The following is a 21967-nucleotide window of genomic DNA, read 5'->3' as shown; positions in this document are numbered from 1 at the left end:
AGGGTCTAAAATATAGCGGAGGATAATGATATGAACCAATATATCTTTGAACCGGTTAAGCCGGTGGTAGAAACAAAGTTCGGAAAACTACGGGGAGTCACCTACGGTGATGTAAATATCTTTATGGGGGTCAAATATGCAAAGGCTAAGCGCTTCCACATGCCCAAGGAGCAGGAAAGCTGGGAGGGAATAAGAAACGCATACACCTACGGCCCGGTAGCTCCATTGATGCTGCCTGACAATCCACCCTCCTATTACAGAGGACTCCATATGTCACAAAAGCATGGTGAAGATTGTCAGAATCTCAATATATGGGCTCCCAAGACCTTAAATGGTGAGAAAAAGCCTGTATTTGTCTGGATCCACGGCGGCGGATACTTTGGAGGAAACGCTCTTGAGGAGTATTCCTTTGACGGCTTTAATATGGCACACAACAGTGATGTGGTCTTTGTATCCATCAATCACCGTCTAAACATCCTGGCACACCTTAATCTTGCCGATTATGGCGATGAGTTCAAAAACTCAGTCAATGTGGGAATTGCAGACCTTGTAGCTGCCATGAAATGGATCCACGAAAACATCTCTGCTTTTGGCGGAGATCCAGAAAATGTTACAATCTGTGGTCACTCCGGCGGTGGCGGAAAGGTTCAGTGTCTTTACCAGATCGAAGAGGCTGCACCTTACTTCCAGAGAGGTATGGTCCTTAGTGGCTCCATGACCAATGACATGACTGATACCCAGGAGAGCAGCCGTACAGCTGCCAAGGAAATCCTGGATGTACTTGGAATCACCAAAGAGAACATTGAAAAGATATATGAAGTATCCTACGAAGAGCTTGTAGGCGCCTACAAGAAAGTTGCAAAGAAGCTGTCAGACTCAGGTGTTATGGTGAAATGGTCCCCTGTAAAAGACGATTATTTCATGGGCTTCCCTCTTGATGTAGGATTTATGCCCTGGTCTTCAAATAAGCCACTGCTCTTTGGTTCCACCATTGGAGAGTTTCTTATTGGCCAGGTTCCCGGAGACAAAAAAGCAGCTATGAGTGATGATGAAAAGAATGCCTTCATCAAAGAGCGTTACGGCGACAAGGCAGATGAGCTTATAGCTCTTTTCCGCAAGGCATATCCTGATCACGACTCCTTTGATCTTAGCTGCATGGATACAATGGTCAGAGTTCCTACAATGGACACTGCCCTCCTTCATTCAAAGAATGGCCTAAATAATACCTACATTTACATTGCCTCCTATAATCCTCCCGAGGATGAATATGTTCCTATGTGGCATGGCGGCGATGTGTGCTACATTCTTCAGACTGAAGACAAAGTATTTGTTCTTAACGAGGCAGTATATGGTCAGAAGCTGGCACAGGCCTTCAGTGCAATGACCATAAACTATGTAAAGACAGGTGATCCAAATAACAAATATCTTCCTGAATGGAAGAATGTAACTGAAGATCAGCGATATACAATGATTTTTGATAGACAGTTTAGATGCGAAAAAGACCACGACACAGAATTGATGTCAGTACTTGATAAGATTGCTCCTAAATTTGTCCTGGATTTTTCAAAGATGTTTCGTGATTGATCCAAATACTTGTAAATGGAAACAGGGTGGACCTTTCGGTCCCCCCTGTTCTATCTTATACTTCCTCTACATAATTCACATATTCCTGATCCCTTAAAAGATTTAGGACATCGTTGTGATCTCTCTTTTTATCAAGCTCAAGATCCAATAGGAGTCCCGTATCTGCCGGGACAATTGTCTTTTCCTTGCTCTTGGTCATACTGAGAATGGTAAAGCCCTCATCCTGAACAAATCTGCTGAGTTTGCCTACTCCCCGGTTCTTGTTGACCTCAATGTAGATGCTCATATATTTGCTATTTCCCTCGACTTTATTGCTGAGCTGCAATAGCAATATATTGGAAAAGCCTACCATAATAAGACAAACGCAGCCTATCTCCAGATATCCTGCGCCGATAGCCATTCCCATACAGGAGGTTACCCATAGGGTTGCAGCAGTGGAAAGACCCTTTATCTGCTTTCTTCCTGTAACCAGGATAGTTCCTGCCCCGAGAAAGCCTATACCACTTACTACCCCGGCAGGAATTCTGCTGACATCTGCATTCATTCCCGGAAGAAGAGCCAGATATATATTCAGGGCTGTTGCAGAAGCAGAGCCAAGGCTCACCAGAGCATGGGTTTTTATTCCTGCGCTATGATGCTTTATGATCCTCTCCCAGCCTACAAGTCCGCCAAAAATAGTGGCTATTACAAGCCTTATTCCCACAGCCACATCGCTGGTACCCTGAAGAAAATTTATCACCTGTGTTATGCTCATAAGCTATCCCCTCAAAAACTCTCAGGCAAAAAACATTTCCTTTTTAACAAACTTCTCCTTAAGCTCTTTCTTGGAAACCATAGGTGACAGATAGTTGCCACAGATTATCTCCACAGGCATATCCTTTACGCAGTCGTAGAGTTCTTTATTATCAACTCCGATAAGGACCACGATCTTCCCAAGCTCTTTTACCATGGAGATACGGTTCTTGATCAGGATCTCCGCCTGTTCTCTGTCACTTTCTTCATACTGACGTCTTACATTTATGACAATGCCAATGAACTTGTTTATGATTTCCGGTGAAAGCCCCGGGAAACCTGCATCATGGATAGCAAGGAAAAAGTACATTCCCTTTTCACGGAGAGCCTCCAGCATTGTCTCAAGTACTCCCTGAGCCTGGATGGCTATGGTGTCACTTATAGAGAAAATGATCAGTGAATGATCGATCTCATATTTATCAATACAGTAGTTTATCTTATCGATCAGGTCATGCTTAAGCACCTGTACAGACATGACATGAACGATAAATGCCTTTATATCAAGCTGTTCTCTTACTACAGCTTCACTGGCAAAAGCGAATACCGACTCAAGCATCCTGTACTGCATCTCTTCCACAAAGCCTGTCTCATCAGCAACTACCATGAAATCAGCAAAGCTTATCTCTCCAAGCCCCGGATCATTTAAAGTAAGAAGTGCTTCCGTAGAATAGATCACATGATTCTTCTTGTCATAAGCCGGCTGGTATTTCACCTCAAAGCTGTCGCCGTTAAGACCTCTTACTATAGAATTTTCTATTTCAACCTTCTTCAGAAGGAAATCCAGGTCGTGTCCTCTTAGAATTAATTTTTCTGTATCATCAAGCTCCGTATCACCCATGAGGAGAATATCGTTTACTGTCTGAAACTCCTCAGGACATCTTCCACAGAGAACTTTAGCGTTAACCCTGGCAATTCCAAGAGTTCTGCTAAAAGACTTCTCGTATACTTCTTCCATGATGGCCAGTATCCTGTCTACATCCGACTTCGTAGCCTCAGGACATAAAGTATAGAAAATACCTCCGGTAGTTCTGTAGGTTTCATATCTGCCATCAAGGCTCCTCAAAAACTCAGCAGTCTTGAACATAATATCATCATAGGTATCGCTTCCCATGAGTCTTCTGTAGTTCTCGGCGTTATCAATCCTGCAACAGATTATGTAGAAATGTCTGCCATACTCAATATAACTGTTAAGATCATGCATAAGCGCTGACCTGTTGTTGGCATGGGTCTTGTAATCCAGCCTGTAGTCATCTCTTTCTATCATGATCATGATGCCCATAAGTCCAAGGGCCTCAGCCATCAGCTCACAAACTATCTTTGGATATAACATCTGCACCAAAGTACCAGCAAGAGAAAGGAGCAGGAAATAAAACATGGCAACCTTCTGAAGCTGATTCATGGTATGCCAGTACCGAAGCAGCAGAATAACACACATAGCTACATATATAGCGCTTATTGTATATGCTACATATACACCTTTTCCTCTGGTATAAAACTGATGGCTTGCCTGGGCATAAATGAAATTAGTCCAGGGATTTGAAAGCACACCCAATTCCAATAAAAGGAAGGGCATAATAACAAGAGTTAAAGATTTTCTAGTGAACTTGTGGAACACATCACATACGATTGTAATGTATATGGCAAGAACAGGTGTAAATGCCATATGAGTCAGATAATAAACAAATTTGCATACATAGGTAACTATGTCTTTTGCCCGTTCCGATGCCCCCGAATTAGAGATCAGCGTGGAAATAACACCTGTACAGCAGTCGATGACAGTAAGAACTAAAAGCACGATAAAAAGACGGCCTCGAAGCCTCTTTCTGTTATAGCTTCGCATAACCGTCATATAGAAAATGCATGTTACACAGATCATTACCGCCGCAATCCTAAAGGATAGGCCTCCAATAGGGGATGGACTTAACATGTCTATTTCCTCGACTTAAAGAAATTATCTAAAGTAGTCAGCAGTTTATCCTTTGAAATGGATTTTAAGAGATAATCTGCAGGCTTCAATGAGATCACGTTAGTAACGCTTCCTCTGTCATTCTTTCCAGTAAGAAACATTACCGGGGTAGAGCTTGAGAAGGACTCACTCCTTAGCATTTCCATAACCTTTGGCCCATCAAGGACCGGCATATCATAATCAAGAAGAATAAGATCTGCCTTATTAGTAGCAAGCCAGGCCACTGCCTGAGTTCCGGAGTTAGCCATTCCGACTCTGTAAGTATCTTTTAACCACTCTCTTATCATCTGAAGGTAAGTAGGATCATCATCCACGATCAGGATGCACTTTCTCCTCTGCTGCTCATACTCGTCGTCCATGACATGCTCGACCTTAGATAAAAGATCTGACATTTCAAGGGGCCTTGTCACTTCAAATGCCATATCTTCCTTGGGAATATACTGATGGATAAGATCAAAGGCATCTCTATCTCCAATGGCCATCACCAGCATATTCTCTTCCACACACAGATCCTTAAAGTAGACCATGGCATCCCTGTGATCCTCAAAGTCTTCATCAGTGTAAAGAAGAATAAGATTTATATTCTTGGACTTGGCACTGAGATCAGCAATGGAATAGGTAGAATCCACCACTTCATATTTGGCATTTTTGAGCGCATTTTTAATAGCGTTTACCAAAAACGTCTCTGTATTTCTTACAAGCAATATCTTTTTCCCAAACAACATATCACTTCTCCTGTGAACTGATGCCTTCATTTGCAAGAGTCGTTATTTCATCCCACTGAAGCTTATACGCCATCTCACCGATCCTTCTGGTGATCTTATGATCCTTCTCAGGAAGGTTGTACTTCTTCAGTGAATCAAGAATAAACGTAAGTGTATCATAATCAAGGCTCTTACTTACCTCAATAATACTCTGATATGCGTCCATAAGCTGGGCCGGAGAGATATCCTCTTTTACCTCTTCTTCAACTTCTACTCCGGCAATTTCAGGAATCTTCGAAAGTGTCTCCTTGACGGTTCCGAAAAGAGCCATAAGCTCGCCCTGACGTGCTCTTATCTTATCTATGTCGTTGTCATTTCCTGCTGCCTCCATTTCCGCTGCAAGGGCCGACAGCTCTTTTGCCCCGATGGTGCGACTGGTGCTCTTAAGAGAATGAACATAGCTGGTGTAATCCTTCCAGTTCTCATCTTCAAAGGCAGTCACAATATTGGACTCTGTCATAGGAGCAGACTCATAGTAAACCTTAAGTATACTCAGGTAACTATCCTTCGTTCCGCAGTTCTTAAGCCCCTCGTCCACGTCAATCTTTTCAAGACTGCTCATCCAGTCGAAGCTGTCAGATGTTTCTTCCGCAGGCGCTTCATTTATAGGTACTTCGCCGCCCTGGGAGGGAAGAATAACCTTTTCCTTTGGAAGGAACTTAATAAGTGTACCTTCAAGCTTGTCGCTCTCTACAGGCTTACTGAGGTAATCATCAAAACCTTCCCTAATGAAATTCTCTTTTGCTCCGGAAATAGCATTTGCAGTAAGAACGATAACCGGGGTGTTCTTATTAGGACTTTCTGTGTCCTTCTTGATCTCATCCAGAGTCTCAATACCATCCATTCCCGGCATTCTGTAATCCAGGAAGATGATGTCATATTTCTTTTTATGCTGCTTCTCGATACATTCCTGTCCGCTTCTTGCAGAATCTACCTGCACCTGAGTAGGCTTTAAGAGCTCTGTGATTACCACATGGTTCATTGGCGTATCATCTACTACCAAAAGCTGAGCCTCAGGAGCTATGAGTTTTTCTTTATACTCTTTTCTTTCTCTGCTGGCGCCTGTCATTCTGCTCTTGAAATCTCCAATAGGAGTATCGCTGACTATGCGCTGTGGAAGCATAACAGTAAAGGTTGATCCTTCGCCATACTCACTTTCAACCATAATGGATCCGCCCATAAGGTCGATAAGTGAACTTGTGATGGCAAGTCCCAGGCCGCTTCCTTCGACGGTCTTATTCTTATCAATGTCCAGTCTCTTAAACTTCTCAAACAGGCTCGCCTTGTCTTCTTCCTTGATACCTGTTCCTGTATCTATTACATCGATCTTGAGGATTATCCTCTCGCCAAACTCCCTGCTTCCGGTTACCTGAAGTGTTACACAGCCTTCAGTGGTGTACTTGACCGCGTTGTTCAGGATGTTGACCATGATCTGACGGATACGCATCTCATCGCCAAAGAGCTTATCAGGAAGGTCCTGTGCAATCTTGAATTCAAAGCCAAGGGATTTCTGCTCTGCCTTGATATGAACCATGTTATAGACATCATTAAGAACCGAGCTCAGATCATACTCCACCTCGTTGATCTCCATGGAACCTGCCTCGATCTTAGAGAAGTCAAGGATATCGTTGATAAGGGACAAAAGAGTTCTACCTGCCCCTTCAATGTTTCTGGCGTACTCAAGGATCTTGGTGTCCTTACACTCCCTGAGGATTACTTCGTTCATACCAAGAACTGCATTGATAGGAGTTCTGATCTCATGAGACATATTTGCAAGGAAATTACTCTTTGCTTCGTTGGCAGCTCTCGCTCTTCTCTCCTCCATTCGCGCAAGCTCAGTAGCACGAAGGATAGCAATAAACTCGTTCTTGCTGACAGCTTCTGAGAAGTAAGCGCCCTTGACATAATCTGCCTTTACGCCGGCCGTTCTCTCTAAAAGTTCATGGGAATCAACCTTGTTAATAACAATCTTTCTTCCCATCTGATTCATCATCTTAAGTCTGTTTTCAAGAATGATCTTGCTCTGCATATGTCTTCCCGCATTGACAAGAAGAGATGAATCAATCTTTACGCCCTCAAAAACAAGAGTTGAAGCTGACTGCATGTTAAAGAAGCCCGATCCAAACTCATCCATAAAGAAACGGACTCCATCACTTTCCAGCTCATGCATTACATTACCAAGGATATCCTGGTCTGTAGCAGCTGAATATTCAGTAATATCAAATACAACCCTTTCAGGCTTTATTGTGTACTTGGCTAAAAGAGATCTCACCCTGGTGGTAAAGTCTGACTTAATAAGCTGAAGGGATGACAGACCAATCTCCATGAACTCCAGTCCCATCTCCTCAGTAATACCGCCACCAAGGAAGTAGCAGGCCTCATCGATTATGAACCATCCCAGTTCCTCAATCATACCTGTTTCTTCTGCAATTGGAAGGAACTCAGAAGGAGCAATCTCGCCCATTTCGTAGTCGTTAAACTTAAGTACAGCCTGAGCACCACAGATAGCATGATCCTTCATGGTATAGATGGGCTCGTAGTAAACCTTGAATGCCTTATTGGCAATACCTCTTCTTACCGCCTTTTCTACTTCTGCACGCCTCAAAAGGAAATCCAGATCATGCTCTGAAAGAACAGTATCTGATTCTCTGTCAGCAGCAGAGTCGGACATGAATAAGAGATTATCCAGACTGCCAAACTGTTCAGGACATTGAGCCTGCATAATAAGGGTCTTTAGAAGCACCTTATTGTCGCCCAATACCCATTCTTCTCTGAAACGGTCAAGAATCTTTTCTGAAACACTGTCAGCCAGATCCTTCTCCACATCAGGAAAGATGATCATAAAGCAGTCATTTCCTGCCCTGTAAACATCAAGCTTCGGATGAAGGCTCTCAACATAAGTAACGATCTCGGAAAGGATCTTTTCAAAGGTCTCATAACCGGTTATCTTTCTATAGACATCTGAATTTAACAGTCTTATACAAATGGTGAAGAATTTTCTGCCATACTTAAAATAGCTTGCTACATCAGCAGAAAATGCGCTTCTGTTGAAGGCAGTAGTGCCCATATCATGCCTGTCGTCATCATTTTCAACAACTATCATAAGTCCCATAAGACCTATGGCTTCACACAAAAGCTCACACTTTATCTCCATGAAGACCATCTGAATGAGAGTTCCGGCAATGATGATCACGAAGAAGTAAACCAGCGCTATCTTCTTAAGGTCATTTAAAGTATTCCAGTAAAGAAACAGGGCTACTATGGCAAAAAGCACATAGAAAGCAGCCTGGAAATAAGCCAGGTATGCTCCCCATCCTCTGTGGAAACTAATATCTGCACCATAACGATAGACGAAGTGTGTTAATGGATTTGTCAGAACCAGAAGTTCAAGAATATAAAAAGGCAGAACAATATAGAATTGAGCTTTCTTGGAAAACCTGTAAGAAACATTACAAACAAGACAGATATATAGTGCAAAAAATGGCGCTATAGCAAAGTGTGTAATGTAGTACAAAAACTGAAGCACATTAAACAGAGCGAGCTTCAGATCATTACTCAGCCCACTTTTTTCGAGGGGTTCAGACATCATCACCACTATAGAATCGATGATGACTATTATGATGAATGTGAGAAAAAGCCTGTTCTTTAATCTTACTTTTTTTCGCATTACCAATGTATAGAACATACAGGTAACAGCAATTATGAGCGCAGCAAGATTAAAGGTTAAGCTACCGTTAGGATCAAACATAGATTACCCTCAAGGCATCCGTCCAAACATCCTCTTTACGCAGGAATAAGATCACGATACCATCTAAGTGCCCCAAGGTATGCATTGTATACATTGTCCATGTCAATATTTTCAAGCACAAGTATTCTGGAAATTTCTTCCCAGTCTGCATCCTCATAACGTTTAATAAAGTGAAGGACTTTAGCAAAATCTCCCTGATTGTTAAGGAGTGCTTCTTTGACATTTTTGGAAACCTGAACCATCTCAAGGGATTCCACCATTGTCTTTCCAAGCATGATATCCAGAGCTGAGAAAAGTCCCATGATAAACAGCTCAGGAGCCTGTATGCCAAGTTCAAAATCATTTGCCAGGTTCTCAGCAAACTTAGCTCTTATCATTACAAGCCTTACTATCTCACTTGGTTTATCAGCACACAGCTCTTTTGTTACAGCTGTGTTGATCCATCTCTTCAGCTCCTTCTGTCCCAGCATAGCTGCTGCGTGACGAATGGATGTGATCTCGGAATTAAGAGCCATTCTGTTAACGATCTCCAAAAGAGATATTACAAGAGCCGGGTCTTTTCCGATAACATCAGCAGCATCGGTCAGATCGTAGTCAGGAGCATTAACCACATTTAAAAGCTCTATGTAGTTAACCTTCAGAGGGCTGACATCTGTCTCAGACTCCATGATAGGCATTCTGAAGAATGATCCCTCATAAAGATCATAGCCACCGTCTGCAACAAGCTCATCATAATCTTCCTGGGTATCAACATTAACAGCGCACAGCTTAATTCCCGGATACTGTTTGTTGAAATAGATCTTAGCTTTTGAAATATCGATCTTAACATGGTCAAGAAGGATATAGCTGCAACACTTCAAGATCTCTCTGTATTCCTCGAAGCTGTTTATTGGAAGCTTACGGATAGCCAGCTTGTAGCCCTGCTCCTTAAGCTCTTTTACCCTCTTAATGTAATTGTCTTCAGCTAAAATGGTATTATCCATGAGCAGTACAACCTTGTCTGGTGGGACTGTGCACTGCAAAGAAATTTCTGCGAAAATAGAAAACTGGTTTACGGGAACAAAGACTTCCTTTCCGCCAGATAACGTCGAGACGCCCATACTGCTGACAACCTCTAGCTCATGAACTGTACCGGCACCATCGAACCTGGCGCCTCCGGCATAGCTGGGGTTAAGGAAGAGATTTTCTTTACGGGCAAAAACAGAATACGCGCATACTGTCATTTTGTCATCAAAAAGAGGTATCAACGTAGCAAGCATACATTTCTCCTTTCAGCAACTATAAAAGGGCAAAATCCCACTCACTTATATTGTACCTCTTAATTATGGTAAAACAAATTATTTTTTTATAAAATTCCGAAGATAATGAGCCAAGTGTAGACAGGCATCAGTGGATATATATTGAGCTCGCTCAAATAGATATCTGCTGATGCCTGTCTGCATTCGGCGATAAGACGAAACTCGGAATTGCTTGCAATTCCGAGTCTTGGCTCATTCCGTAGTTTTATCAATTATGTATTTCGGCCTTCCCTTAACTTCCTCATAGATCTTGGAAATATAGAACCCTATTATGCCCAGGGCGAACATGATAAAGGATCCCGTAAAGCACTGCAAGATAATAACTGTCGTGAAGCCGTCCTGAGCATTGTGTCTGAAAAACTGTACCAGAGCCTCAATGCTTGCGCCAAGTCCCACCACAAAAACGATCAGTCCAAGAATGGTAACCACCTGCATAGGTGCTGAAGTGAATGAAGTAATGTTGGTAAGAGCATATTTAAAAAGAGCTCTGGTACTCCACTTGGAGGTCCCTGCTTCTCTTTCCCTTACCTCGTACTCCACCTCTGTGGACTTAAAACCTATCCAGGATGAAAGCGCCCTGAAAAAGGCATTCTTTTCATTCATATTGAGAAGAACGTTGATGGCCTTTCTATCAAGGAGCTTGAAATCAGAGGCTCTGGACATATCAAAGCCTACTGCGCTGCTCATTATTCCGTAGAAGCTTTTGGCAGCCAGCTTATGAAAAGAGCTCTCTCTTCCTCTGCTCTTCTTGACTCCTTCTACTATCTCGTAGCCCTGCTCCCAAAGCCTGTACATTTCCACAAGTTTTTCCGGTGGATGCTGAAGGTCACAGTCGATCACTGCGCAGCAGTCGCCCTTTGCCTCAGCTATACCAGCAAAGATAGCTGATTCCTTTCCGAAGTTTCTTGAAAAACCGATCCCCTTTACACTGGGAATCAATTTGGACTGCTCAGATATCTTTTCCCAGGTACTATCCTTGGAACCATCATTAACAAAAATAAGCTCATGGTCTATACTTTCCGAGCTTAATATCTCATCTATAACCTTGGCAGTTTTGGGGATTATCTCCTCCTCATTGTAGGCTGGAATAATTACTGAAAACACCCCTCAAGTGCTCCTTTCATGCTTGATTTAAGATAAAAGCCATTATATCATAGATTAATAGGGTAAATCTACAAACTTCAAGATAGGGGGAACCATAAATGGCTCAGAATGAAATGTTAGCTATGATTCTGGCTGGTGGTCGTGGAAGCAGACTTAAAGATCTGACCACTAAAGTAGCCAAGCCGGCGGTTTATTACGGCGGAAAATACAGGATCATCGACTTCCCACTGAGTAACTGCGCAAACAGCGGAATTGACGTTGTTGGTGTCCTTACCCAGTACGAATCAGTACTTCTAAACAGTTATGTTGCACAGGATGGCCGTTGGGGTCTCGACTCCAAGGACAGCGGTGTTTATGTATTAACTCCTCGTGAAAAGGCCGACGAAGGTCTTGATGTCTACAGAGGAACCGCAGATGCAATTTCACAGAACATCGATTTCATCGATAACTACGATCCGGAGTACCTTCTTATTCTTTCCGGAGATCACATTTACAAAATGAATTATGCCAAGATGCTGGATTACCACAAAGAGATGAAGGCAGACGCTACTATTGCTGTCCGCCCTGTTCCCATGCGTGAAGCCAGCCGTTTCGGTATCATGAATACCGATGGCAAGGGTCACATTGTAGAATTCGAAGAAAAGCCCGCAAAGCCAAAGAGCAATCTTGCTTCAATGGGTATCTATATTTTCAGCTGGAAGCAGCTTCGTAAGCTCCTTGTTGAGGATATGAAGGATCCAAATTCAGATCATGACTTTGGAAAGAACATAATCCCTACCATGCTTGCAGAAAAGAAGAATCTCATAGCTTATGAGTTCAAGGGATACTGGAAGGATGTAGGAACCATCGACTCCCTCTGGGAAGCTAACATGGACCTTCTCGATCCAAAGAATCCATTAAACCTCAACGATTCTTCATGGCTCATCTATACAGAAGACATCTCCACCCTTCCTCAGTACATTGGCAAAGAAGCCAAGGTTAAGAAGGCCTACATCACACAGGGCGTAAGGGTTGAAGGAAATGTCACCAACTCAGTTCTGTTCACAGGCGTTGTTGTAGCTAAGGGTGCCAAAGTTACAGATTCAGTTCTTATGCCTGGTGCTGTTATTGAAGAAGGCGCTACTGTTACCAGAGCTCTTGTAGCTGAGAATGTCCGCATTGGCAAAAAGGCAAGAGTTGGTTCCAAGAACAGCGAAAATATAGAGCTTGTGGCAAAAAATATTAAAGGAGGTGCAAAGTAATGTCAGTTAAGGCTTTTGGAATAGTATCCTCCCCAGACCAGTCAATACATGTTGAGGGACTTCAGGACTACCGCCCTATCGGTGCTTTTTCATTCCTTGGAAGATTCCGTGTTATTGACTTCCCTATCTCAAACATGAGCAACAGCGATATCAACCGTATTCAGGTTTATGTACGCACCCGTCCCAGATCCATCGCTGAGCACGTAGGATCAGGAAGACACTACAACATCAACTCAAAACGTGGTAAGATCCAGCTTCTCTTTTCCGAGAACTCATCTTCCCGTTCCATCTATAACAATGATATTTCTGCTTACATGGAGAACCTTGATATCATCCAGCGTATGCATCAGGATTACGTTATCATCGCTCCAAGTTATATGGTTTACAAGCAGGATTATCGCCAGCTCCTAGATGCACATGTTGCATCCGGCGCAGATGTTACACTTCTCTATCACAAGGTAGACAATGCCAGAGAGTACTTCAAGAACTGCTACACCATTTCAGTTAATAAGCAGAAGGGTGTTCAGTCAATTGAGAAGAACCTTGGTACAGCCAATTCCAAGAACATATTCATGGAAACCTACTGCATGAAGAGAGATGTCTTTGTAGAACTGGTTAAGGCTGCCAGCTGGACTTCATCAGTTTACACACTTTCAGACATCGTAAACATCAAGTGCAAGGACATGGACGTAAGAGCTTATCAGCACAGAGGTTACTTTGCTACCCTCACAAGCTTGGAAGATTACTACAATGCTTCCATGGAGCTTTTGGATTACAGCATCGCCAGCGATCTGTTCAGGGCAGAGTGGCCTATCTACACAAGGACTACAGACTCCTGTCCTACTCAGTACTTTGACAGCTCAAAGGTTACAGGTTCCTTCGTAAGTAACGGCTGTAACATCGAAGGAAACATTGATAACTCCATCATCGGTCGTAGCGTAGTTGTTAAGAAAGGTGCTGTTATCAAGAACTCCATCATAATGGCCTATGCTACCATTGAGGAAGGGGTTCACATTGAAAATGCCATCGTCGATAAGTGGGCACATATCATCCACGCCAAGAATATACGTGGTGAGGCAGATGCTCCGCTTTATATAAAACGACAGGATACACTGTAAAATAATTAAGGCCAGGTCCTTTCGGACCTGGCCTTTAATATTGCCTTTTGTTTTTTATTTTAACTTAAACTTACCAACGATCTCACCCAGTGTTCCTGCTATCTCTTCCTGCTTGCTGGACATATCATTTACGCTGGATACTACATCAGCTGCAGCCATTACAGAATCATTTACTCTGCTGGACAGATCAGCTGTATCCTGTGTAGACTCTGCAATGTTCTGGATAGCCTTCGATACTTCTTCCATGGATGCTCTGATATTCTCAACCATCTGAGCAATGTTCTCTGAAGATCCTCCGAAGGAATCAGCATCTTCTCCATACTGTTTTGCCAGTCCAACAAACTTGTCGTAGTCAGGTGTAACAGTGTCTTTGATGAATCCAAGGAGTTCGCCGGATGAACTTGAAAGTGTTCCGAAAGCTTCCTGAACGCCGTCGATGGTATCTCTGATCTGCTCAACAGCCTCAGATGTGCTGCTGGCAAGTTTGTTGATCTCAGAAGCAACAACTGCGAAGCCCTTACCTGCATCTCCTGCTCTTGCAGCCTCGATTGAAGCATTAAGTGAAAGGAGGTTGATCTGGTCAGCTATCTCAGCAATTGTATCTGCCAGAGTTCCAATCTGATCAACGATCTTAGCCTTTTCATTGGCCTCAACGAGATCAGCCTCTCTCTGCTCAGCAATAGAAATAGCATAGTCATGAGCCTGTCTGGACTGTTTCTCAATATCTCTTGCTCTGGTCTTGATATCAGCAGCCTCAGCGCTGGTCTTTTCTGTCTCAGCAGCCAGCTGATGAACAGATGCATTAACTTCTTCAACGGATGCATTAACCTGCTCTGTAGCAGCTCCGGAAGACATCATAGCATCGTTTACACCTGAGATATTGCCCTGGATGCTGGTGAACTGGTTTGACAGTTCATTGGCCATGCTGGCAAGTCCTGTGGACGTCTCAGATACCTGAACTGATCCATCAGAGATCTTACTGATAACATCACGGTTACTCTCATACATGTTATTGAGGGAAGCAGACATCTGTCCAAGCTCATCCTCGTTCTTACTTACAATCTTATCAACTGTAAAGTCTCCACTTGCAAGTGATCCAGCAAATGCCTTAACATTGTTAATGCTCTTACTGATGCTCATTACAAATGCCCAAATGATAGCTGCGCCAATAAGAAGTGCTATTACACAGATGATAATGAGCTTTGTTGAAGCATTCTTAACAGGCTCCTCCAACTCGGAAATATTCATTCGGATTGCAAGGATCCAGTTTACGTCAGGTATAGTTACATATGTAAGAAGAATGTTTTCACCATTCTCCATGAATGCACCCATCTGAGGTTGTTCTGATGAGTTTGCAAGCATATTCTGTCCTGCTGCTGCCAGTGCGGCATTATCATCTTCTGTGATCTTAACACCATTTTGCACCTTGGCATCATCAAGGCAGTAAATATATGTACCAGTTGAGTCGATGAGAATTGCAGTTCCTGTCTTTCCAACAGAAATATTTCTAACAAGGTCTTCCATATTGGAAAGTTCCATATCTACAGTTACACATCCAACGAATGTGCCGTTATCATAGATAGGAGCTGAACAGCTGGCCATAATTGTTCCTGATGTAGGATCATAGTATGGATTTGTTATCAGCGCCTGGCCCTCACCAAGAGCTTTGGCGTTGGTATAGTACTCCTGGTTAAAGTAATCATACTCAGCATTACTGTAATCCCAGGTTTCTACTATCTGTCCGCCCTCCTTATACCAGTATGGTCCAATATACATTTCATCTTTATTGAAAGTATAGGGTTCAAACCAGATACCTGATCCCAGAACAGAATCATTATTGGAAATGATCTTGCTGATGGTTCCCTTATAGCTGTCCATGGTTACAAACTGATATGACGTCGATATCATTTCAGCTATGTCTACACATGAAGTTCTTACGCGCTCCAGGGTACCATCAACCTTGTTGGCATTTGCCAGTGCAGCCTGATTCATCGTATCCGTGTTGGCAGTCTGAATTTCAGTGCTGATCTGATTAGCTGCCACATAGGTCAAAAGGATCATGGCAATAGCCATAATCGGCAGGATACAAAGGAGCATCTTTACTCGCAAGCTCAATTTTCTCATCTGATCACCTCTCCTATAATTAATTGTTTACTCAATGACTGATTAATATTATTCAGACATCATCTTTATTGTACTATATTTCGGCATGAATCAATCTAAAAAAAGTATAAAATGAGTTAATATATAATAAATTTGGTTTAATGTTTATCAATATTTAATATTCTAGTTTACGTTTTTTCCTTCTGTACTGTGTTAAAATTATTCTGTATCTATTCTTACTAATAGAAAGGAAGAACTGTATGAACGCTGAACAATACAAAAGAGCCAATAACAGCAGTTTCTATGTTACCCTTGTTATCCTTATATCCGGAATGCTGATGACATTTTTTTCCATGGTCACAAAAGGTGTTACCCCGGGAAGAATAGTTATCATTGTAGCTGCAATAGCAGCTGGCTTAATGATAACAGTAGGAAACTTCAAATTCAGTACTGTAAAAAAGGGTTCCATAATCATTATGGGCGGTGCTACTATCTTCTATTTCATACTCCTTTTGGCCGAGGATAACATCGCATACTTTGCATTCGGACTTCCCATTTTGATCTGTTCTATTATTTATCTGAATGTAAAGCTTTGTAAGAGCGGAATTGCAGCCATCATACTTTCCTATACAATTACCTGTATAAAGACCTATGTCACCACAGGGACTCTGGACATGTCTCATGTACCTGCGTTTGTGACACTGGCTCTTGCTTTCATAGCTTGCCTTTATACAGTAACTCTTTTAACAAGGTTCAACACTGAAAATAATGAAGTGATCACCAAGAATGCAGAGCAGACCCAGGAAACTGGAAATGCCATGGCTGATATAGCTAATACCATTACCGACCTGTTCAATGAGTCTCAGGAAGAAATGGTTGCCCTCCAGCAGATCATGGATGCCCAGCACTCCGGAATGCAGGACATTGCCAGCAGTATGGAGAGTACAGCTCAGGCTGTTACGATACAGGCTCAAAGAGTTCAGCAGATTCAGGAAGAGACCTCTGCTACAGAGCAGCATAGAAAAGAAATGACAAAAGCTTCTGAGAACGCTCAGAAAACAGTTCAGGAAGGTGTACAGGTTATCGGAGACCTTAAAGCAAAATCTCAGGATGTTGCCAGAACCAGCCAGGTAACTGTAGAAACCACTCAGGCTGTTATCAACAAGGTTGAAGAAGTTCAGAAGATCGTTGGTTCTATTATGTCCATATCAAAGCAGACAAACCTTCTTGCCCTTAATGCCAGCATTGAGGCAGCTAGAGCCGGTGATGCAGGAAAGGGTTTCGCCGTTGTAGCTAACGATGTCCGTGAACTTGCAGCTGAAACCAATACCGCTTCCACTGAGATCACAAGTATTATCAACGAACTTACTGAGGATGTTCAGAAAGCCATGGCTAGTATCGATGATACCGTTGCTTCTGTTTCTGAACAGAACGAGATGATAGAATCCGTTGGCGAGAACTTTGACAGCATCAATGATAACGTTACAGAGATGCTCTCACGCTTTGCTGAAATTGGTGAAGGTATGAAGTCCATTGCCGCTTCTACTACCGAGATCAACGACAGTATTTCCAATCTTTCAGCTACCAGTGAAGAGGTTGCTTCCCTTTCAAATGAGGGTGTTAAGTCCTCCGACGATGCTGTTGAAAAATTCGGAGAATTTAAGACAATTCTCGGTAACATTTTCCAGCAGGCTAACAAACTTAAAGATATGCAGGCATAATAATACAATAGAAAATATGATTTATTATCCCGGAGGCAGTCCTGTCTCCGGGTTTTTTATGGCCCTTGGGAATAAATTTTCGAAATTTTTAATACTTTTATGTAATTTTTTTGCATAAAAGTACGATATAATAGTTAGTAGTAGAGAACATCTGCTTCTAAGTTTTTTTACAATTTTTGAAAGGAGGAAATACGGGTATGACAGCAACATGTGATGTCAAAATGGAAGTTATGGACTGCATTCTTCATGATTGTGGAAATGAGTATTATCCTGATCCTGAGAAAGTAGCTCATATTACCGGTCTGCCATTGGGGGTAGTTTTTGATTTTCTTATCGAACTGAAAAACCAGGGTCGTCTCGGCAAGCATTGATAACTTGCTCTCAAATAGAATGGAGAATAAAATGCAAGACTCAAACCAGTATTAAAGGTCCTATGCTAGATACAGCATAGGACCTTTTCTTATCTTCTATTTAGTTTTAAATTCTTTACAACATTTCTACAGGCTCATGTGAAAAGTCTGCTTTTCCGTCGTTATAAAGCTTCCTGACAAACTCAATGGCTCTCTGCCCCGATTCCTCGATCGGCACGTTCTGGCTATAGATGTACTCGATCTTATCCCCACTTGTCAGAACGAAATTGATCTGAGTTCCGATGATCTTTCCATCACCAACGTCCATAGGTTTAACCTCAACAGAGCTAACTTCTTTCAATACACCCTCATTAAAAAGAACTACCATCGATTAACCTCCTGTCAAAAAGTTGTATTTCTTTTATTCTATCACTAATTAATTGTTATTGCGATATTCTTTGGCTAATAGGCTATTTTATGCTATACTATCCATTGTGTTACGAGATTTGTAACAATTTAAATCAAGCTAATAAGGAACTAATATATCATGAATTATATAAAGAAATTTACCGCCGTAAGCCTTTCTATTCTTCTTGGTGCTTCTGCCCTGACAGGATGCGGAGCAAGCGATAAAAGTGCCGTAAAAGAGGCTTCTGAGGGCTTTATGAATGCTATCAAGAATAATGACAAGGACGGCATCAACACCTGGTCTGACAGTGAAGTTGCAAACGGATACTTTGTTTCCCTGTTTGATGCTGATTACCTGGAGGAGCAACTTCTTACAAGTCTTAACAATCCTACTCTGGAAGAGGATACCGTATCAAGACTTGATGACTTCTACAAAAAATATGAAGCTATGATGGAGGAATATGAAGTTACCGAGGTAACTGTAGGCAAGGATGGCACAGCCACGGCCCAGGTTACTATGAAGACAAGCTTCCCCTTCGATGTAGTTACCAGCGACGAAACCTCAGCAAAATTCAATGAGGCCTCCCAGACCTACAACAGCGAGAACCAGGACGAGCTGCTAAAGCTCAGTGAGGAACAGGGATCAGACGCGGCAGTTTCCAAAGCCTATAATGATCTTATCCTGATTGCAGTAGATACCTATGAAGAAGCAATAGCTGCTTCAGATTCTGTGACCTATAAGCTTGTACTTAACCTTGCTAAGAACGAAGAAACCGGTTCCTGGTACGTAACCAGCGTTCAGAGCTACGACAGCTCAGTTGCCGGCACAGGGGCTCCGGCCACCAATACCAACACATCCGCCACTGAAGTCAGCACTACAGACGTATCTGTTGAAAGCAACACGGAATCTTCTAGCAACTAAATACCCTTTCTATTATATGATAAGAGCCAGACCTTTCGGCCTGGCTCTTTTATATTGCTTATATGCTTATTACTTGCCACCTGTAAGCTTGTTGATGAGGATCTTTCCTGCTCTCTTAGCAGCGTATGGTCCAACTGCCTTAAGCTTATCCTCAGACCTGTACATTGTGCTTGCTGCAGGCATATCCCTTGTAAGGTGGATAGCATCGAATTCACACTTGGTTGTGCAAAGTCCGCATCCGATACAACGGTTCTCATCAACTGTTGTAGCACCACAGCCAAGGCATCTGGCAGCCTCAGTCTTAACCTGCTCCTCTGTGAAGGTGAGACGAAGATCCTCGAAGGTATCCTTAGCAACTCCTGCCTTCTTACCAGGAATCTGTCTCTTAGCATTATCAAAGCCCTCAACAAGGATATCATCCTTATCAAGCTCGATGAACTCTCTTCTGTCACGGGCAAGATCAAGTCTGTTTCCTTTGTGTACGAAACGGTTAATGGAAACAAATCCTTCTCTTCCGCCTGCGATAGCGTCGATAGCAAATCTGGCACCTGTAAATACATCACCGCCTACGAAGATATCAGGCTCAGCTGTCTGTCTTGTAAGAGCGTCAGCCTTTGCTGTACCATTGCGGTTGATCTCTACCTTTGTTCCCTTGAGAAGGTCTCCCCACTGAACTGACTGTCCGATTGAAAGAAGGAGATTCTCACATGGAATCTCGATTGTATCGTTCTCATCATACTGTGGTGAGAATCTGTGCTCTGAATCAAATACGCTTGTGCATCTCTTGAAGATAACAGCCTTAACGTGACCATTCTCAACTACTACTTCCTTAGGTCCCCAGCCGTTCTTAACCTCGATGCCTTCTTCTACAGCCTCTTCTACTTCGTCCTTAGCTGCAGGCATTTCTTTCTCGCTCTCAAGGCAGAGCATTGTAACCTTAGAAGCACCAGCTCTTACTGCTGTTCTTGCAACGTCGATAGCAACATTACCACCACCGATTACTACTGTATCACCATTAAGCTTAATTGAATGATCCTGATTGATGTTACGAAGGAAATCAACACCTGTCTGAACGCCCTCAGCATCCTCTCCTGGAACGCCTGCAAGTCTTCCGCCCTGCATACCGATAGCAACAAAGAATGCCTTGTAGCCCTGATCACGAAGTTCCTGGATAGTAACGTCCTTACCAACCTCTACTCCGCACTTGAACTCTACGCCCATCTGACGGATTACATCAATCTCAGCCTCAATAATATCTTTCTCAAGACGATAGCTTGGAATACCATTCATAAGCATTCCGCCGGCTCTCTTCTCTTTCTCAAATACTGTTACAGGATAGCCGTTCTCTCTGAGGAAGTATGCAGCTGAAAGACCAGCTGGGCCACCACCGATTACAGCAACCTTGTAGTCATCGCTCCACATTCCACCATCATGCTTCTCGCAAAGAGGAATGTATCTCTTGTCAGCCTTAAGGTCGAGAGATGCAATGAACTTCTTAATCTCATCGATAGCCAGAGGCTGATCGATAGTTCCTCTTGTACATGCATCCTCACAACGTCTGTTACATACAGCACCACAGATCATAGGGAATGGGTTATCAAGCTTGATGAGCTTAAGAGCATCTTCATATCTGCCCTCAGCAGCCATCTTGATATATCCCTGAACTGAAAGGTGAACAGGACAAGCTGTCTTACAAGGAGCTGTACCTGTCTCATAGCAGTTAATCTTAGCGTCATCACGATAGTTGTAGTTCCACTTGTGTGGTCCCCACTTCTTGTTATCAGGAAGCTCAGACTTAGGATATGTAACTGCTGTTCCGTTCTTCTTGCAAAGCTTCTGTCCGAGCTTAGCTGCTCCAACAGGGCAAACCTCTACGCACTTACCACAAGCTACGCACTTTTCCTTCTCAACATGTGCTCTGTATGCAGATGCTGACATGTTTGGTGTGTTAAAGAGCTGTGAAGTACGAAGAGCGTTACATACGCCGGGAGCACAGTTACAGATAGCAACAATCTTGCCCTCGCCGTCAATATTTGTGATCTGGTGAACATAGCCATGACGCTCTGCTCTCTCAAGGATTTCGTAAACTTCTTCTTTGGAGATATAGTGTCCGATTCCACGGTCATCCATGTACTCAGCCATATCACCCATTCCGATACAGTAGTCACCACGGATCTCACCGCTTCCCTCGCCTCTCATTGCCTGCTGCTTACGGCAAGAGCACTCGGAAATACCATACTTATCATACATGTCGATCCAGCGTGAAAGGTGCTCAACAGGAACTGACTGGTTCTCAAGTGAGATAGCCTTCTCAACAGGAATAACGTGCATACCTATACCTGCACCTCCGGGAGGAACCATCTCAGTTACACCCTGAAGTGGAAGCTGTGTCATGAGGTTGAAGAATGTTGCCATCTCAGGATGCTCATCAGTAATCTTATCCTGCATCATCATGAACTCAGCAGATCCTGGTACAAAAATAGGAAGCTCGTACTGAAGGTGCTTGTCCGGTGTCTTAGCTCTGTTCTGCTCAATAATACCGATGAATCTAAGGTCGTGAACCATCTTTGTGCACTCTTCCTCAGACATGTTGTTCATCTGAGCAAGCTCAGGAATTGAATAAGGAACACGAGTCTTTTTGAAGCTAAGACAGAACTTAACCTGTTCCTTGTTAAGAACACGATCAAGCATCCAGTACTCTGGATCATGGTTGTTGATCTTCTTTGTAAGTTTCTTGACCATACGGTCAGTGATGAGTGTAGCCAGCTCAATGACCATCTTCTCTTTTTCAGGATCTTCTGCCTTATAATTCGGATCCTGCCAGAAGTCGTTTTCGTTGATCATTGGA

Annotated in this window: 15 protein-coding genes; 6 read left to right on the top strand and 9 right to left on the bottom strand. The window is 42.9% G+C overall.

The window, feature by feature from the left end:
- Window positions 1-30 precede the first annotated feature (30 nt).
- Entirely contained in the window at window positions 31-1584 is a 1554-nt protein-coding gene (locus BO18_RS12910) for a carboxylesterase/lipase family protein (protein ID WP_034446652.1), read from the top strand.
- A 55-nt stretch (window positions 1585-1639) separates the two neighbouring features.
- On the opposite strand, the gene BO18_RS12905 is transcribed toward BO18_RS12910, so the two are convergent.
- The 6 genes from BO18_RS12905 to BO18_RS12880 form a co-directional block, all read right to left on the bottom strand.
- Window positions 1640-2338, bottom strand: coding sequence for an MgtC/SapB family protein (locus BO18_RS12905; RefSeq protein WP_034446650.1), 699 nt, complete (start codon window positions 2336-2338; stop codon window positions 1640-1642).
- A 21-nt stretch (window positions 2339-2359) separates the two neighbouring features.
- Window positions 2360-4252, bottom strand: coding sequence for an EAL domain-containing protein (locus BO18_RS12900; protein WP_034446649.1), 1893 nt, complete (start codon window positions 4250-4252; stop codon window positions 2360-2362).
- Between the two features lie 53 nt (window positions 4253-4305).
- Window positions 4306-5067, bottom strand: coding sequence for a response regulator (locus tag BO18_RS32760; RefSeq protein ID WP_051688707.1), 762 nt, complete (start codon window positions 5065-5067; stop codon window positions 4306-4308).
- A 1-nt stretch (window position 5068) separates the two neighbouring features.
- Window positions 5069-8854, bottom strand: coding sequence for an EAL domain-containing protein (locus BO18_RS32755; protein WP_051688706.1), 3786 nt, complete (start codon window positions 8852-8854; stop codon window positions 5069-5071).
- Window positions 8855-8889: 35 nt separating this feature from the next.
- Window positions 8890-10113 carry an EAL and HDOD domain-containing protein gene (locus tag BO18_RS12885; protein WP_034446648.1) on the bottom strand — a complete coding sequence of 408 codons (1224 nt, stop codon included), beginning with the start codon at window positions 10111-10113 and terminating at the stop codon, window positions 8890-8892.
- 231 nt (window positions 10114-10344) lie between these two features.
- Complete coding sequence (locus BO18_RS12880) at window positions 10345-11256, bottom strand: glycosyltransferase family 2 protein (protein ID WP_034446646.1); 912 nt, start codon at window positions 11254-11256, stop codon at window positions 10345-10347.
- 98 nt (window positions 11257-11354) lie between these two features.
- Here BO18_RS12880 and BO18_RS12875 point away from each other — a divergent pair, with 98 nt between their 5' ends.
- Together BO18_RS12875 and glgD are read left to right on the top strand one after the other, a co-directional pair.
- Window positions 11355-12497 (top strand): glucose-1-phosphate adenylyltransferase, encoded by a 1143-nt coding sequence (locus BO18_RS12875; protein ID WP_034446645.1) that lies wholly within the window; start codon window positions 11355-11357, stop codon window positions 12495-12497.
- The gene (gene glgD, locus BO18_RS12870) at window positions 12497-13615 is read left to right on the top strand and encodes a glucose-1-phosphate adenylyltransferase subunit GlgD (RefSeq protein ID WP_034446644.1); all 1119 of its coding nucleotides are present in this window, start codon (window positions 12497-12499) and stop codon (window positions 13613-13615) included. Before BO18_RS12875 ends, glgD begins: the two co-directional genes overlap by 1 nt.
- Before the next feature lie 54 nt (window positions 13616-13669).
- Here glgD and BO18_RS12865 read toward each other — a convergent pair whose 3' ends face one another.
- Window positions 13670-15739, bottom strand: a complete 2070-nt coding sequence (locus BO18_RS12865; RefSeq protein ID WP_034446642.1) for a methyl-accepting chemotaxis protein — start codon at window positions 15737-15739, stop codon at window positions 13670-13672.
- 239 nt (window positions 15740-15978) lie between these two features.
- On the opposite strand from BO18_RS12865, the gene BO18_RS32750 reads away from it, so the two are divergent.
- On the top strand, window positions 15979-17439 hold the full coding sequence (locus BO18_RS32750; protein WP_051688705.1) for a methyl-accepting chemotaxis protein: 1461 nt from the start codon (window positions 15979-15981) through the stop codon (window positions 17437-17439).
- Between the two features lie 197 nt (window positions 17440-17636).
- On the top strand, window positions 17637-17810 hold the full coding sequence (locus BO18_RS34880) for a hypothetical protein (RefSeq protein WP_185752423.1): 174 nt from the start codon (window positions 17637-17639) through the stop codon (window positions 17808-17810).
- 115 nt (window positions 17811-17925) lie between these two features.
- Here the strand turns inward: BO18_RS34880 and BO18_RS12855 are convergent, their stop codons facing one another.
- Entirely contained in the window at window positions 17926-18177 is a 252-nt protein-coding gene (locus BO18_RS12855; protein ID WP_034446640.1) for a hypothetical protein, read from the bottom strand.
- Between the two features lie 159 nt (window positions 18178-18336).
- Here BO18_RS12855 and BO18_RS12850 point away from each other — a divergent pair, with 159 nt between their 5' ends.
- A complete protein-coding gene (locus BO18_RS12850; RefSeq protein ID WP_034446639.1) occupies window positions 18337-19119 on the top strand; it encodes a hypothetical protein in 783 nt (260 codons plus the stop codon).
- 69 nt (window positions 19120-19188) lie between these two features.
- Here the strand turns inward: BO18_RS12850 and BO18_RS12845 are convergent, their stop codons facing one another.
- Window positions 19189-21963 carry an FAD-dependent oxidoreductase gene (locus BO18_RS12845; RefSeq protein ID WP_051688771.1) on the bottom strand — a complete coding sequence of 925 codons (2775 nt, stop codon included), beginning with the start codon at window positions 21961-21963 and terminating at the stop codon, window positions 19189-19191.
- Window positions 21964-21967 lie beyond the last annotated feature (4 nt).

It is taken from the genome of Butyrivibrio sp. AE2032, from assembly GCF_000702965.1.
Note: the sequence above shows the minus strand (reverse complement) of the source record. Positions and strands in the feature narration are given on the sequence as shown.